This is a genomic window from Paenibacillus cymbidii (assembly GCF_004764705.1).
In the GTDB taxonomy this organism is placed as follows: Bacteria; Bacillota; Bacilli; order Paenibacillales; family NBRC-103111; genus Paenibacillus_AN; species Paenibacillus_AN cymbidii.
Map to the genome: position 1 here is coordinate 135,043 of NZ_SHLX01000024.1, position 16,366 is coordinate 151,408.

Here is a 16,366-nt window from a genome sequence, read left to right on the forward strand (position 1 = left end):
TGCAAAAGTGCATTTAATTTCTTGATTCATTCCCATAATTAAGTTCAAATGATGAATTTAAATGTATTTTTACATTTAGAAATCTCGAATGAGTCTTTATAGCAGCAGTTAAATGTATTTTTGCATTTAAGCTCCTTCCAGCCCTATCAGTCCTCGCCAAAGTGGCACTTTTTTGCCAAAGCAGCTCTCCGCGATTACTCAGAGGAACGTTCGTATTCCGTTTCTTGCACAGTCAGTAAGCTAAGGCCGAAAGGTCCCACAGCCCGATTTTTATGGTAGTATAGCAAATAGACTTCCGGGCGGGGGACATCAACGATGAAACGATATTGGCTCAAACTGCTGGCAAGTTTTCTGCTTATTACCGTGCTGCCCGCCGGCTGGATCGTGTCCGACCTGCGTCATGCGCATACCGATGCGACGAAGGCGGCGAGCGGCGTCCTCGATCTTCGCGATTGGAGCGCGGATACGGACGCCGCAACGAAGCTGAACGGCGAATGGCTGCTGTATCCCGGCCAACTGTTGCCGGTGGGGGCGCCAGAACCGGCGGTACCCGCGGCAACGGACAAGCAGCCGCAATTGGCGGCGGTCCCCGGCGACTGGAACGGGCAACCGGGATTGACATCGGGGCTGGGCACCGCCACTTACCGCCTGCGCCTGCTGCTGCCGGAACGGACCGACGGCGTTTACGGCATTCGCACCAGCAACATCCGCACGGCCAGCCGCATCTATGTCAATGGCGAAGCGATCGGCGGCAGCGGCCAACCGGGACTGAACAAAAACACTACCACTGCCGGAAACATCCCGTACGTCGGCTATTTTAAGCTGCAGGGGCCGGAAGCGGTTATCGACGTTCAGGTGGCCAACTACAGCTACGCGAGCGGCGGCTTGATTTATCCGCTCTGGTTCGGGACGCAGGAAGCGATCGCTTACGGACGCGAATGGCAGCTGTTCGAATATTGGCTCACCGCGGGAGGGTTCCTCATTCCCGCCCTGTTTCTGCTGCTGTTTTACCGGCTGCGCAGAAGGGAGGCGCCGCTTCCGCAGCTTGGCGGTTTTTGCGTATGCGGTCTTGTATTTGCGCTGACGCACGGGGAGAAGGCGGTGCTGGCGCTGCTGCCCGTCGACTACGAGCTAGTGCTGCGCACCCAGCTGATTTCATCGGGCTTCGTCTACTATTTTTTGGTGCGTTACGTGGTGCTGTTGTACCCTTCTTTCGGCGTTCGTGCGATGGACAGGCTGATGCTGGTCATGGCGCTTGGAACGGGGCTGGCGGGAGTGACGCTGCCGACCGTGGTTTTTTCCCGCGGAGAGGCGGTGCTGCTCGTCTGCTCGCTGGTGTCGGTCGCTTATGTGCTGTCCGTGCTCGTCCGCGCCATCCGCAGCCGCCGCGCCCATTCGCTGGCGCTGGCGACAACGATCCAGAGCGTGATGTGCATACTGGCGGTTTATTTGCTCCACATCTTCGGCAATTTGGAAAATCAGGCGGCGATCCCTTATGCGATTCTCATCTTCAGCGCGTCGCAGGCGTATATAATCGTGGACCGGTTCGCCGGCGTGCTTGGGGCTGCGGAGCAAATGTCGGAACGGCTGCTGCGGCAAGACGAGCTGAAAGACGAATGGATGCTGAATACGTCTTACGAAATCCGCGAGCCGCTGCGCGGCATCGTCAATTTGGCCGCGCAGCGCAAACCGATTGAAGGCGAGGACGGACAGCGGCTTGCCGTCATTGCCGGCATTGCCAAACGGCTGGCCTACCTGGTCGACGATCTTGTCGATTTCAGCCTGCTGAAGAGCGGCGATGCCGACTACCGGCCGCGCGTCATGCATTTGTGGCCCGCGGTGCGCGCCGTGCTGGAGCTGTATCCGTCCAAGGAACCGGCCGGCTGGGTGCTGGAGCCGCTGCCGGCCGAGCTGCCGCCCCTGCTTGCGGACGAACGCCGGCTCGGACAAATCGTGCACAACCTCATCGCTTGCGCGCTGCGGCGGGCCGGCGGGACAACCGTACGGTTGTCGGCTTATGCGGCAGACGGCTTCGTCACGCTGGTCGTGGCCGGGCCGGGCTTGGGCGCCGCGATGGAGGCGGGCCGGGGGGAAACGGAGTTTTATCCGCTGGACGTTTCGGCGGAAGAGGCGGACGAACGTGTCCGGCTGTCGGTGACGAGACAACTGATCGAGCTTGGGGGAGGCGGCTGGAAGCGGAGCACGGCGGCGGACGGCACGGAAGCGCTGCATGTGGCATGGCCCCAAGCCGGCGAGTTGTCCGCTGCCGGAGCCGGACTGGCCGAGACCGCTTCCGCAGCGTCCGAAACCGCAAGCGGCAACGCGGCTGCCGGCGCGGCAGCGACGGCGGGTTCGCCGGTCGACGCCGGCGAATGGCTGCCGCCGGCAACGGGCGAAGAGCAGGCGCGGCGAAGCGAGGCGGGCGCGATTCTGCTCGTCGACGACGATGGGCTCGCGGCTCGGGCGATGGAGCATCTGCTCGGCGACGTCGGCGTGCCGGTGCGCGTTGCCGCGAGAGGGCAGGAGGCGCTGCGTTTGCTGGAAGGAGCGCCCCGCTTCGATCTGGTCATCGCCGCCTGCATCATGCCGGATATGACGGGGCCGGAGCTGACGCGCCGCATCCGCGAACGCTCCCTGCTCTCCGAGCTGCCGGTGATGCTTCTGTCGGACGGGCGGCGCCCGGAGGAGGCGCTGGCCGGCATTCGCGCCGGCGCAAACGACTTGCTGGCGAAGCCGTACGATGCGGCGGAGCTGAAAGCCCGCGTCGGCACGCTGCTGCAGCTGCGCAGCTCGATTCGCAGCCTGGTGCGCGCGGAGACCGCTTTTTTGCAGGCGCAGATCAAACCGCACTTTTTATTCAACGCGCTCAATACGATCAAAACGGTTTGCCGCCTCGACCCGCCCCGAGCCGAAGAATTGCTGCTGGAGCTGAGCCGGTATTTGCGCGCCGGGTTCGATTTTGCGGGTACGGCCCAACGCGTGCCGGTGCGCAGCGAGCTGGTGCTGGTGCGTTCCTACCTGGCGCTGGAAGCCGCCCGTTTCGGCGATCGGCTGCGCGCCGAATTCGACATCGAATGCGACGATCGGCTTCCTGTGCCTCCGCTGTCGCTGCAGCCGCTGGTCGAAAATGCCGTGCGCCACGGCATTATGCGCAAGCCCGAAGGCGGCACGATCCGCATCGGCATTCGCGCTACGGCGGCGGGCTGGAAAGTGTCGGTGGAGGACGACGGGGTCGGCATGCCGCCGGACAAACTGGCGTCGCTCGCCGAGGCGGGCGGCATCGGGCTTGCCAACATACGCCGCAGGCTGCGGCTGCTTTATGACGTGCCGTTGATTGTGGAGAGCAAGCCGGGCCAAGGAACTCGAGTCGGCTTCACCATTCCCGAGGAGGCGGAAGATGAAAGCGATTCTGATCGACGATGAGCGCAATGCGCTGCTGCAACTGAAGTGGCTGCTGGAGAACGAGCCGGAACTGGACATTGTCGGCGCTTATCAAAGCGCCGAAGAAGCATTGGTGCATCTGTCCCGGGAGCGGGTGCAGCTCGTGTTTCTCGATATCGAAATGTCCGGAATGAGCGGGCTGGAGGCGGCCGAAGCGATCTACGCGCTTGACGGGGAAGTGCGCATCGTGTTTGTTACGGCATTTTCGTCCTACGCGCTTGAGGCGTTTCGGGTAAGTGCGCTCGATTACGTGATGAAGCCGATCGATCCGGCTCGTTTTGCCATTACGCTCGAACGGGTGCGCCAATCGGTAACGATCACGGCCGCTCCGCCGCCCGCGGAGACGAAGGCCGACGTCCGCCCCGTCCTGAAGATGTTCGGCCAGCTGTCGGTCGGTCCGCCGGGCGGCGGCACCGTCAAATGGCGCACGCTCAAATCGAAGGAGCTGTTCGCTTACCTGCTGGAGCATCGCGGCGTCTGGATGTCGCGCGATGTGCTGCTGGAAGAAATTTGGCCGGCCTTCGATCTGGACAAGGCGCTGGTCCATCTTCATACCGCCGTTTACCAGATCAGGCGCATGCTGCGGGAAACCGGGATCGACGCCGTGCTTGACTATTCGCTGGAAAGCTACTGCCTGCAAGGAGCGGGATTGGAAACGGACGCGGAGCGGTTCCAGCAGGCGGCGGCCGAAGCCGCGCACGGGCAGCTGGCGCTTGCGGAAGCGGCGCGTGCATGGGAGCTGTACGCGGGGCACTATTTGGACAAGGAGGATTACGATTGGTCCAAACCGCGCCGGGAGCGGCTGCTGCAAGGGTATGTCGCGATTACGCTGCAGCTTGTCGCCGGCGAACGGGCCGCGGGGGCGTCCCAGTCGGCGCTGCGGCGGGCCGGCCGCGCCTGCGGGATGCATCCGTATTCGGAGCGGCTGGCGAAGGAGCATCTCGCCTGTTTGGCCGATGTCGGCGATGCCGAGCAGCTGCGCCGCAGCTACGCTGCTTTTTGCGACCTGTACGAGGAGGAGTGGGGGACGGAGCCGTCGGCCGATTATCGGGCGTATGGCAGGCAACTGATCGACAGATTCGAATAGCGTGCGCTGCCGGCGCCGCCGGTTGATGCTCAGAATCGGTTCAACGCCTTCTGTTATAGTAGGGGAGATCATGCCTTGCATCGACAGAAGGAGGAGACATTCATGAAGGCACAACACATTTGGCGCTGGAGCCGCACGATTCATCTGGCGCTGGCGCTGCTGCTTGCATTTCCCGTCGTCATCTGGGGGACGCAGCGCGTTTCGGCCGATACTTCGCAATGGCGCGTCATTACGGGCAATGCAAGCCAGAATGCGAACCACATCGCATTGGCGGGCGGGAAGGTATACTTGCTCTACAATGATAAAATTATGGTTCGGGGGAGCGGCGACACCGTCTGGTCAAATCTGGCCGATTTGCCAGGCAGCATGACCTACCCGATCAAACTGGCCGTGCGGGGAAGCGAGCTGTACGTACTTGATCAAGGCGTGCTTACTTCTGAAGGAATTGACTCCAAAATATTCAAAAGCGTCGACAACGGCGCCAACTGGTCCGAAATAAACGCGCCCGAAAACGGGTATGTCGGCCCGTTCGATGTGTTGCGGACGATATTTTTCGATCCGGCGGGCAATTTGTACGCTTTAAGCGGCAGTTACATTTCCATAACCGGCGATTCGGGCGAGCACTGGACCCAAATCGGCAACGTTCCCGTCGATCCGAACTATACATACACGTTCACCAGCGGAGCCGTGAACAGCAACGGCAAGTTGTATGTCACCTTTCTCAAGGAAAACAGTTTAAACAGCTCACAGCAAACGTCGGTTATCTACGCCTTGAACGGTTCGGCATGGGAACCGGTAAATGCATCGCTGGCCTCGCTCGGTACCGCGATGCAGCTTACCGGCGATGCGGCCGGCATCATTCACGTTGCTCATGCCGGCCTTCCGAGCAATTTGACGACCGCACCGAACATTTATTTGCTTGACGACAACGGATTCGATCAGAACGCCCCTACCAATTACTACTTTTGGACGGCGAACGGCATTGCGTATGACGGTATTTATTATTTTATTGCCGGCCCGGATGGGATTCGCACGCTGCATCCGACCTTCGGCACGGATCAAATGCCGCCGACGCTGACAGCCGATACGAGCGACAACGACACGGCCCATGCCGTCGAACTGACGTTCGCCGACGATGCCGATTGGCGGGCGGCCATCACCGACGTGACGGCGAAGCGAAACGGGACGACGGTTACCGGCGTGACCTATTCGGCGACGGCCGGCATTGTCACAGTTAACGGGCTGACTTCGGCGGGCACCTATGAAATTGCCGTCAAAGCCGCCGGTTACATCGATGCTGCGGTCAGCCAGCAGATCAATCTGGCTCCTTCCACATGGCATAACATTACGAGCAATTTGCCGCAATCGATCATCGGGTTGTCCGTGGACGATGCTGTTTACGCATTGGCCATGGGGACGCCAGGCGTTTACTATCGCAGCGTCAACGATCTTGAATGGAGGTTCAGCGACTGGTCGCAGGAAGGGTTCGATACCGTGTTTTCGTTCGTCTCGCGCGATGGCGTATGGTATGCCGCCGATGCGCAGCCGATGAATCTAAGCGCGACCAGACTGCGTATCAGCACGGATCGCGGCGCCCATTGGGATTCGTATCCGTTGCCCTATGCCAGAGTGGGCCTTCTGTATCCGCTCGCTGTCGATTCGAATGGCGCCGTATACATGTCCGACAGCAAAAACGTATACAAGCTGGACGAATCGCGGAATTGGTCGCAGCCGATTCCGGTACTGCCGGACACCATGTCGGTAGGTCATGATTTTACGGGAATTGCAGTAGGTGAAGGCGACGTGTTATACGCCAACATCAGCGAGTATAACGTCCTTCAGGCGAGTTCCCGGACCTCCAAAGTTTATCAATACGATGCTGACCATTCGACATGGAATGCCTTGACGTCCAGCCCGAGCGCCTTCGTGTGGCTGTATGGGGACGCAGCGGGCGGTCTGCATGCAGCAGCCAGCGTGCCGTTTATTATGGAACCGCAGCCGCCGGCATTCGTTTATCGAGTCGACGCCAGCGGCTTTACGAATGCGGAAACGTTGGATGACGTGAATCAGGCCCGCGGCGGCATCGCCTATGCCGGCGGCTATTACTACATCGTAGATATGTTGGCCCAAACGATCCGCACGACGAATCCGAACTTTTTCGAAGGCTTGACGCCGCCGACGTTGACCGCGGACAGCACGGACAACGACGACGCGCACCCGCTGGATGTGACGTTTGCCGACGATTCCGCCTGGCGCGGCTTGGAACCGGAAGTGACCATCACGAAGGGCGGTTCGGCTGTGACTGCCGCTTACCAGTTCAGCGCGGGCAACCTGCATATTGAAGCGCTGCCTGCCGGCGAGTATACGATTGCTATTACCGCGGCCGGGTACAAAAAAACATCCGTCACCCAAACCGTCACGTTGTCTTCGCCGATACTGACGGCCGATACGACGGACAATGACGTCGAACACGATATCGTCATCACGTTTGCCGACAACGCCGTATGGCGCAGCGCAGTAACGAGCGTCGTTTACAACGGTACGACGGCCGATCCGAGCTCGTACCAGCTGTCATCCGGCCAGCTCGTATTCGGCGCGGGAATGCTGCCGCTCGGGAATGTGGACATTGTGGTGAAGGCGGGCGGCGGTTATCCGGACGCTTCGGTCACCCAGACGATTCGCGCAGTGAACCGGCCGGAGCCGGAATCGCCATCGCCGTCGCCGACTCCGTCGCCAGGAGCGAACACGCCGGGCACAGGCTCCGGCAAAGAGATCATTCGCATCGACGTGCTGGGTGGTTCCCGTGACGGCAACGTAGTGTCCCAGGCGGAAATTGTGCGTACGACCGACAGCGCGGGACGCAAAACCGATCAGGTCAGCCTGACGGCGTCGCTTGCCGCGCAAGCGGTCGAGGCGCTGAAAAAGTCCGGCGCGAAGCAGGCGGTAATTGTCGTGCCTGACGCGAAGGACGAAGTTGCTTCCGTCGATGTGTCGCTGCCGCGCGAAGCGCTGCAGAAGCTGACCGAAGCGGGCATCGGGCTGACGCTGGAGCTGCACGGTGCGACGATTGACATTCCGGCTGGCTCGCTCGCAGCATCCGACGGCGATTTGTACTTCCATGTGGTGCCGTTAAAAGCTGACGGAGAGCAGATGGACGCGGAGACCCGGGCCAAAGCGGACGGCGCGCCCGACCATTCGTCGGTCGTCGGCCGGCCGATGACGATTGAAACGAATTTGCAGTCGCAGCCGGTTGCGATTACGCTGCCGCTGGGCGATTATCCGGCGGCGCAAGCGGAGCGCCTGCGCATCTATGTGGAGCATAGCGACGGGACGAAGGAGTGGCTGAAAGGAGAGCCGGTTGCGGACGAAGCGGGCGGAACCGCGATCCGGTTCACGATCGCCAAGTTCAGCACCTTTACGGTAATCGACTTTGGCGAAGAAGCGGTCACGCCTGTCACTCCTGAAGCATCGTTGACGCAAGCTTATGTGAACGGGTTTGAAGACGGCACGTTCCGTCCCGGTTCGGCCGTCACGCGCGGCCAACTGGCGGCGATGCTTGATCGGCTTTACAGCGATACCGCTGCTGCGGTGGCTGGAGAGGCGGCTGCGTATGCGGATGCCGGCCAATTCCCGGCATGGGCGGCGGCGGCGATCGACCGGGTGACCCGGCTCGGCGTCATGGACGGATATGCCGACGGCACGTTCCGGGCCGAACAAGCCGTTACCCGCGCCGAAGCCGCAGCGATCATCGCCCGAGTGGCGAAACTGGGCAGCGTCGAAGCGGCAGGCGGATTCACGGATACCGCCGGGCACTGGGCCGCGGCTGAAATTGCAGCAGCCGCGCGGGCCGGGCTGGTGAACGGCTACGAGGACGGCAGCTTCGCGCCGGACCGCGAGTTGTCCCGCGCCGAAGCGGCGGCGCTGATCAACCGGACGATCGCTCGTCCGGCGCTCCTCGCCGCGGCGCCGATGTGGCCGGATGTGCCGGCTACTCATTGGGCGTTCGGTGAGATCCAGGCGGCCGGCTCCGAGAGGCGATAAGCTCAGCGAACGATAAGAAAACAGCCCCGCTTCGGACGTTTCCGGAGCGGGGCTGTTTTCTTGCGTGATCAAGAAGTATCAACACACGCGCTAAACTCGCCGTGCAAAGCCGCGGCAGACGCTGCAGCATTTCCTTATCCGCCGAAACTTTTGCTCCATTCGGCGACGCGGCGGAAGCTTTCTTCCTCGGAAATGTCTTCGACGCGCGTCATGATCGACCAGCGAATGCCGTACGGGTCGAGTATGCTGCAGTACCGGTCGCCGGAAACGAAGTTTCCCGCCGGCTCCCGGACGGTGGCCCCGCCGGCGACGGCACGGGCCAGCGCTTCGTCGACGTCCGGCACGTAAATGCCCAAGGAATAGCAGGCCATATTGTCGCCCGGCGGCGGAACGAGCCGATAGTCGGGATTGGCAGCGCCAAGCTGCAAATAACCGTTGCCGAAATCGATGTCGGCGTGCACGATCATTTTGTTGCCTTCTTCGCCGAATTCCGTGACGCTTTTCGCTTTGGCGCCGAATACCGTTTCGTAAAACGCAATCGCTTCAGCGGGACTGTTTACAACGATAAACGGCGTAATCGCGGTGTAGCCGTTCGGCAATCCGTTCCGGGTATAGTTGCCGGTTGCGCCTGGTTGTTTGTTCGTTTGTTCCATTATGATTCCTCCGCCATAAATATTGACGCCCGCGCCGTGTTGAGGAATCGGCCGGCGTCTGCTAGTCTCCATTATAGGAGCCGGTCCCGGCAGTCGTATTGTAAAAAGGCGACATCGGCCGCCCCGACAAGGAGGAAACGGAAATGCAACCAAAAGAAAACGATTCGTCGCGCGGCATCGTCCATGCGGCCGCAGGACGGGAGAAGTTTGCGCTGGCGCGGTTCGAACCGGCTTCTCCGCTTCAGCCGTTCATCGAACATTATTGGATCATTCATTACGATTTGCCTGACGGGATGACCCATACCCAAACCGTTCTGTCCTACCCGAACGTGCATCTGGCGTTCGAGCGGGACGAATCGGGAAGCCGGGCGCTGCTGTACGGCGTGCCGAGCCGTCCGTTCGTCCGGGTTTTGCGCGGCGCGGGCAAGGTGCTCGGCGTCAAGTTTCGCGCTGGCGGCTTTTACCCGTTCTGGAGGCGGGATGTGGCACAGTTGACCGGAAAGACCGTCCCGGCAGCCGACATCTTCGGGCCCGTTGCGGACGACTGGCTGGCTGCGGTGTTCGGCGCGGGTTCCGACGAGGAGATGGCGGCGCAGGCGGAACGCGCCTTGCTGGCGCGGCTGCCGGACCGCGATGCACAGGGCGAGCGGACGGCCCGGATCGTGGCGGATACGATGACCGACCGAAGCATCATCAAGGTGGAGCAGCTGTGCGAGCAAAGCGGGTTGTCCGTCCGGCAATTGCAGCGCCTGTTCGGCAAATACGTAGGCGTGACGCCCAAATGGGTCATCAAACGGTTTCGGCTGCAGGAAGCGGCGGAACGAATGGAGAATGACGAATCGGCGCAATGGGCGGACCTGGCGGCGCAACTGGGCTATTTTGACCAGGCGCATTTCAGCAAAGATTTCAAATCGGTATTGGGTCAAACCCCTGCAACCTATCGCAAAAACGCGGCGCTTCGCTGAACGTTTCCGCCCCATGGAAAGGAACGGGTAGAAACTTGTCGAATACAAACAAACCGGCCGGAAAACAGCCGGTCGGGTCGACAAATGGGCAGATGGGGGTTTCGCATGAAGAAGCAAAAAAGCGTCCTCGTATTATTCGTTCTCCTGCTTGTATTCGGCCTAGTTTCGGCGGGATGCGCCGAGTGGGAAGAAGCCGATTCGACAGCCGCCACGCAGGCAAACGCAGCCGGCGATGAAGACGACACGGACGCTGCCGGATGCGAATCGTATGAAGAGGAAGTCGAGCCCGGCGTATGCGCCTATACAATCGACTGCGACGATGCCAAGTCGTGCGAGCTTTGGGAAGCCAAAATGATTAAAAATATGGACAAATGGTTCGGGGAGCTTACTTACTCGGAAGAATGGGATATCGACGAGAAAGCAGCCGAGCTGGACCCCGATGAAATCGCCTCCTACAAGGTCAAAGGCAATCGCATCGAGCTGAAGCCGAAAAACGAGGATGAACAATACTACGCCTGGCTTTGGGATCGGTTCGCCTGGATTATTCCGTACGAACGGCGGCAAATGATCAATCGTTTTGAAGTGTACGACCATGCCGATCTGATGGCGTTCGTCGTGCAGGACGACGAAGACTACGACAAATGGACGTACGCGGCCAACCAGATTCAGGCGACGTACGAAACCGAGCGCGTCATGACCGATATCCACGAATTCGGCCATTTGCTTTCGTTGAACGCCGAACAGGTCGACCCGAACGTATCCGCCAAAAACTGCAAAACGTACATGCTGGACGAAGGATGTCCGAAGAAAGACTCGTATATCTACAAGTTTTACCAGCAATTCTGGGAAGATGGTGAGGACGAGGACGAGAACCGCTATGTGACGGAATATGCCATGTCCAGCGTATATGAAGATTTTGCCGAATCGTGGGCTTACTTTGTGATGACCCCTCGCCCGAAGGGCAAATCGGTCGCCGACCGGAAAGTGACGTTTTTCTACGCCTACGACGATCTGATTATGCTGAAGGCGTCCCTGCTCGCCCGCGCCGCGTCATGGATGGACCGCAATATCGAATACGAGGAGTAGGAGTTCCTTGCGCGGCCTCGCTCACACCCGAAGGTAGTCCGGCCTCCATGATTGAATCGCGCGTTTGATCGCGTCCGGACGAAGCTGCTCGCGAACGGTCTGCTCGCATAACGCCGGAAATTGTTCATCGGCGGCAAACCGGAGCGCGATGATCTGGGACAACGTCAAGGCCGGGTCAAGGGTGCGGCCGGTCAGCACATAATGCCGGAAGTTCTCTTCGGCCCGGATGACGCGGTCCTGCAGTTTGGCGGCATAGCTGCGGATCAGCAATACCGCAATGCCGAGCGCGGCGGCAGCGATCAGCAGCACGACCGCGTCCCACAGCGCCAACCCGCCGCGAAGGTGGGGAAACAGGTGCAGGAGCGTGCCGACCAGCGCGAGGAAGGCGAGCGGCAGCAGAATATAATGATAGAGCGGATGAATCCGGGCGTGATTGTGGTATTGCTGCGATTTCATGGCGATCGCCTCCTGTTTGCTTCCATTTTACCTCGACCGGGAATTACGGACAACGCCTGGCGAGGCTTTTTCGGCGCAGCGGGTCGATGACGAGCTGGGCCGCAACGATCAGCAGGACGCCGATGTTGATCGCATGGTCGGCCAGGTTGGAAATGCCCCTGCCCATATCGATGAAGTCGGTCACTTTGGCGAACAGCAGGCGGTCGACCGCGTTGCCGAGCGCGCCGCCGGCAAAAAACGCAGCCCCGGCTTTCATGGCGAAGCTGTCCAACTGCCCTTTGCGCTGCATGTACACGAACCAGCCGACAATCAGGAAGGCGGGCACGATGAAATAAGTGCCGTATCCTTCGAAGGTGCTGCCCATGGCGCCTGTATTCTGATAGTGCGTCAGTTGCAGATGGTCCCCTAACGTCAGCGATTCGCCGACGGCAAGCCGGGAGCGCACCCACGCCTTGCTCAGTTGATCCAGCAGCACGACGAACAGGCCGATGCCGTAAAACATGTTCCTCACTCCAGTTGCGGGCAGTCAGCAGGTCCGAATCCATTCGCCGGGATGCCCTGTCATTGGTGTTGCTACTCTCTAGCCTAACGCAGGAAACGTCGTTTGAAAAGCAAAGCGGCGGTTTCCCGGCCGCCGATATAACGAAAGAAAGGAACATGCCTGTTATGTCCAAAGCGGACAACATGCTTGCGATTCTGTGGCTGCTGCGATCGCGCAAACGAATGACCGCCCGGCAGCTGGCCGATCAATTGGAAGTTCATATTCGCACCGTCTACCGGGCGATCGACGCGCTGTGCATCGCCGGTGTGCCGATCGTGGCGGATACGGGTCGCGACGGCGGTTATTCCATCCCGGAGTCGGTCAAGCTGGAGCCGCTATTGTTTGACGGCGATGAGCAAAAAGCGCTGCTGCAGGCGGCCGTTATGGCGAGAGAAGCGGGATTGGCGTCGGGTGCGGCGCTCGGCCGGGCGGTCGCCAAAATCAAGCGGCACGCGACGCCGGCGCAGGAGGAACGTTTGCTGCGGCAGGAGCGGCGTCTGGAAGTGATACCGCCTCCGTCCGCTCCCGCACTGGCGGCCCGGCTCGCGGAGCTGGAAGCGTGCCAGGAGCAGCAAGTGGGCGTATCCGTGCTGTACCGGACCGGATACGAGGAGGCGCGCAAGCGGCGCACGATCGATCCGTACGGGCTCGTCTACTGGAACGGCAAGTGGTATGCCGTCGGCTACTGCCACCTGCGCGGCGAAATCCGCAGCTTCCGCGTCGACCGGATGAGCGGCATGGAGCGCACCGACCGCCATTTTGAACGCGACCCGCAGTTTTCCGCCCGCGACTTCCTGCTGGACAGCTTGCTGCCGCAAGCGGGGAAAGCCGACGACGAAGCGTGGGTGTCCGTTCGTTTGCGCGGCAGCGCGCCGGCGCTCGACGAGCTGTGCGGTCATTCGTTGTGGAGCCGGACGCTGGTGGAACGGACGGCGAACGAGGCCCATTTTCGCATGGAGGAACAAAGCTTGTATGGCCCGTTTCCCCACCAATTGCTCTATTTCGGAAGCGCCTTGCACATTCTGGAGCCGGAAGCGCTGAAGCAGCGCATGATCGACATCGCGTCTTCTTTGCTTGACTTTTACAGTACCTGATTTCATGAAGACTGACCGCCCCTGTCAGTGTTTTCAGCCTATAATGGTACCAAACAAGCGCAACAGGAGGAGATGGCTTTTGGCGGGGACGACGTTCAGGCGGGATGTGGAAGCGGCGACGGGCTGCGCGTGGGAGGAATGGATTCGGCGGCTCGACGGCGAGGTGGACAAGCTGTGGTCGCATGAACGGATTGCCGGCTATATCGGCCAGACATATGAGGTGGCGGAAGAGTGGAGCGAATGGATCGCGCTGCTGTACGAACCGCTGCTCGGCCGGGTGCCGATCGGAACGACCAAGGATGCCGGCGTGCAAATCGGCGTCAGACGCACGATGGATGCCGGCAAAGAGCGGATATGGCGATTCTTGCTGTCTACGCAGGGGGCGACGCTTTGGCTGGGGGAAGTTAAGGCGTTGAGCTGGCACAAAGGGGAGGAGTTCGCGTCCCGGGACGGCATTACGGGCAAGCTTACGGTTGTCGATCCCGGAAGCAAGCTGCGATTGACATGGAAACGGTCGGACTGGGACAAGCCGTCGCGGCTGCAGCTGATCCTGCTGGCCGCAAGCGGCGGGAAAACGACCGTGTCCATCCATCAGGAGATGCTGGAGGACGTCTATATGCGCGAGCGGATGCGGCTGCACTGGGACGAAGTGCTGCGCCGCATCAAAGCCGAAGTGGAACGGGCCGACTGACCGGACTGCGGCTTTACATCCACATTCCTCCCTTCAGGAGCGCTTGTAGCGCTCTTTTTTCTTTCTCCACATGGTGGATGCCGCCGCCAATAGTGTTTTTATTACTTTCGGCCGCCGGAAAAGTAGCTTTTCTGCTATGTCGGGATGTCTTGGCGGTAAGTTATGCTGAAGTCGCAAACGACGGGACGCATCCGATGATCGTATTCTGGGGGGAATCCGATGGCGCACAAACTATGGTCTTTCGTCCGGCACAAGCATTACTATTTCAAGCTGGTGACGTATTTGCTCGTTGCGGCGCTGACGCCGATCTTCGTGCTTAGCCTGTTCTTCTACAACAACGTGCAGGACGCGATGCGGGGAGAAGTGGAGCGGGCGAACGACAGACAGCTGGGCCAGACCGTCAATTCGCTGGAAATTGTCGTCAAACAGATTAATGAAGGGTTCCGCCTGTTCATGACGGATCGGGTAGTAACCGATTTCGAGCTGTATTCGCTCGGCAACTACTACAATGAGTTCGAAGACAAATACAAATCGGACGATATGCCCGCGCTGATGAAATATATCGAAAGCAAGGCGAAGCTGCTGGAGAGCCTCGACAAGCTGCGCAGCACCAGCGATTTCATCGACTCGGTGTACTACATCAACAACGCCAAGGGTCTCGTGTTTACTTCCGGCTACAAGCAGTATGCGCAGGCGCAGTTTTACGACGGCGGCTGGAATCGGGAACTGCCTCCGTACGCGCCAAGTTTCCCCGAAATTATGGACGTGCGCGATGCGCCGCGTTCGGACGGCACTTCGTTGCGAGTGGTGCCGATCGTGTTCCAACCGTTCCAGGCGACATACCGCATCGTCATCAATCTCGACGCGGAGGCGTTGTATCGCAATTTCGTCAGCAAATTAAGCGGAAGCGGCACGACGGTATCCGTATTCGATAAAAACGGCGTGCCGCTGTTCTACGACAACGAAGCCGGCAAAATGAAGCTGATGCGGCAGGCCGAGCAAACGATCGCCGCCGCGGCCGATCCGGCAAGCGGCAGCGCAACGCCGGACGAACGCAGCGGGGAGAAACGGAACAGGCTGCTTATTTCGTGGAAGACGTCGGCGATGCTTGGCTGGAAGATCGCCAGCACGACCGAATTGAACAAGCTTTATGAAAGCGCTTCTTATTTGCATGATTTTTTCCTGCTTGTCGCCGCCGCGCTCATCCTCGGCATGGGCGGGTTGACGTTGTTCACCAGCCGCAGCATGTACCGGCCGATCACCCGGCTGATGCAAGCGCTGGCCACCGGCGAACCGATGTCCATGCATCGCTCGCGCGGCGAGTTCCGGGTAATCGGCGACCGTTTGAGCGAGGCCTATGCGACGAGGGAGCAGTTGCAGACAAGGCTGCGCGAAAGCTTGCCGGCGTACCAGGAGAAATTCGTCCGTTCGCTGGTGCTGGGCCATTCCTTCACGCCGCAGGAAATAACGGAACGCTTCGCTTATTTCGGCTTCGACATGCGGCCGGAAGGCATCGGAGTAATGTATATCGCGGTCGACGACACGGCTATGGACGCCGCCGCGGATGTGGAAACGACGGAAATGGCGCGTTTGCTGCTGGCCGATACGATATCGGCGGCGATTCATCCGGCGAATCCGCGCATCGTGATGGAATGGTTCGATGGAGATATGGTCGTCTTGATGAACGGCGGCGAAAACGCGATTTCGCTCGTGTTCGAGACTGCCGGCCAAATCAGGCGGTTGCTGGAAGAGCGGCACGGCGTTTCGTGCACGATCGGCATCGGCAGCTATTGCGCCGAAATCGGCCAATTGCCGCGCGCATTCCGCGAAGCGGAGGAAGCGGTGAGCTACCGCACGCTGGCGGCCGGGGGCAGCGAAGTGATCTACATCGAGGACGTCAGGCTGGAAGCGCAGCCGCCGGTGTTCTACCCGAAGGAGCGGGAAACGTCGCTGCTCGTTTATTTGAAGAACGGCCAACGGGCCGATGCGCTGCACGTATTTGCGGAGATGGCGAAGCAGCTGCGCGAATCGCACGGCGGCGCCGCCTGCTTCGGGCAAATTGCCGTGTGGGAGCTGGGCGTGCAGTGCGTGCCGGAAGAGTAGTCGGTTCCGCAGCAAAAATAGCCATTAAATAATGGCTTATTGGCCTCATTTTATCGTGTCAGGGGAAATAGCCAGTGAAAACGATGACGTACAATAGTGTGTGTAACCAAGATTTGGAGCCTAGCCAGGCAACAAAAAAGTAGGGTATTCTCGGGATGGTCAAAGTCACCAAGAAAGGAACCCTACTCGATGACTACTATAGCGGAAA

At 60.0% G+C, this 16,366-nt stretch carries 11 protein-coding genes; 8 read left to right on the forward strand and 3 right to left on the reverse strand.

The window, feature by feature from the left end; translation table 11 throughout:
* Window positions 1-315 precede the first annotated feature (315 nt).
* From EXY20_RS27445 to EXY20_RS27455, 3 genes are all read left to right on the forward strand, one after another.
* Window positions 316-3,423, forward strand: a complete 3,108-nt coding sequence (locus EXY20_RS27445; protein ID WP_135555330.1) for an ATP-binding protein — start codon at window positions 316-318, stop codon at window positions 3,421-3,423.
* Window positions 3,398-4,528, forward strand: a complete 1,131-nt coding sequence (locus EXY20_RS27450) for a response regulator (RefSeq protein ID WP_135555331.1) — start codon at window positions 3,398-3,400, stop codon at window positions 4,526-4,528. The genes EXY20_RS27445 and EXY20_RS27450 overlap by 26 nt, the downstream gene beginning before the upstream one ends.
* Window positions 4,529-4,630: 102 nt before the next feature.
* The gene (locus EXY20_RS27455; protein ID WP_135555332.1) at window positions 4,631-8,569 is read left to right on the forward strand and encodes a hemoblobin-interacting domain-containing protein; all 3,939 of its coding nucleotides are present in this window, start codon (window positions 4,631-4,633) and stop codon (window positions 8,567-8,569) included.
* Window positions 8,570-8,703: 134 nt separating this feature from the next.
* Here the strand turns inward: EXY20_RS27455 and EXY20_RS27460 are convergent, their stop codons facing one another.
* Window positions 8,704-9,222, reverse strand: a complete 519-nt coding sequence (locus tag EXY20_RS27460; protein WP_135555333.1) for a VOC family protein — start codon at window positions 9,220-9,222, stop codon at window positions 8,704-8,706.
* 143 nt (window positions 9,223-9,365) lie between these two features.
* Between EXY20_RS27460 and EXY20_RS27465 the strand changes: the two genes are divergently transcribed.
* Complete coding sequence (locus EXY20_RS27465; RefSeq protein WP_135555334.1) at window positions 9,366-10,187, forward strand: helix-turn-helix transcriptional regulator; 822 nt, start codon at window positions 9,366-9,368, stop codon at window positions 10,185-10,187.
* A gap of 105 nt (window positions 10,188-10,292) precedes the next feature.
* Entirely contained in the window at window positions 10,293-11,273 is a 981-nt protein-coding gene (locus tag EXY20_RS27470; RefSeq protein ID WP_135555335.1) for a hypothetical protein, read from the forward strand.
* Window positions 11,274-11,294: 21 nt separating this feature from the next.
* Here EXY20_RS27470 and EXY20_RS27475 read toward each other — a convergent pair whose 3' ends face one another.
* Both EXY20_RS27475 and EXY20_RS27480 read right to left on the reverse strand, forming a co-directional pair.
* Entirely contained in the window at window positions 11,295-11,729 is a 435-nt protein-coding gene (locus EXY20_RS27475) for a DUF6526 family protein (RefSeq protein WP_135555336.1), read from the reverse strand.
* Window positions 11,730-11,772: 43 nt separating this feature from the next.
* Window positions 11,773-12,231, reverse strand: coding sequence for a signal peptidase II (locus EXY20_RS27480; RefSeq protein ID WP_135555337.1), 459 nt, complete (start codon window positions 12,229-12,231; stop codon window positions 11,773-11,775).
* A gap of 164 nt (window positions 12,232-12,395) precedes the next feature.
* Here EXY20_RS27480 and EXY20_RS27485 point away from each other — a divergent pair, with 164 nt between their 5' ends.
* The 3 genes from EXY20_RS27485 to EXY20_RS27495 all read left to right on the forward strand — a co-directional run bounded on the left by EXY20_RS27485 (window position 12,396) and on the right by EXY20_RS27495 (window position 16,158).
* Entirely contained in the window at window positions 12,396-13,364 is a 969-nt protein-coding gene (locus tag EXY20_RS27485; protein ID WP_135555338.1) for a helix-turn-helix transcriptional regulator, read from the forward strand.
* A gap of 79 nt (window positions 13,365-13,443) precedes the next feature.
* On the forward strand, window positions 13,444-14,055 hold the full coding sequence (locus tag EXY20_RS27490) for an SRPBCC domain-containing protein (protein WP_135555339.1): 612 nt from the start codon (window positions 13,444-13,446) through the stop codon (window positions 14,053-14,055).
* 219 nt (window positions 14,056-14,274) lie between these two features.
* A complete protein-coding gene (locus tag EXY20_RS27495; protein ID WP_135555340.1) occupies window positions 14,275-16,158 on the forward strand; it encodes a PDC sensor domain-containing protein in 1,884 nt (627 codons plus the stop codon).
* Window positions 16,159-16,366 lie beyond the last annotated feature (208 nt).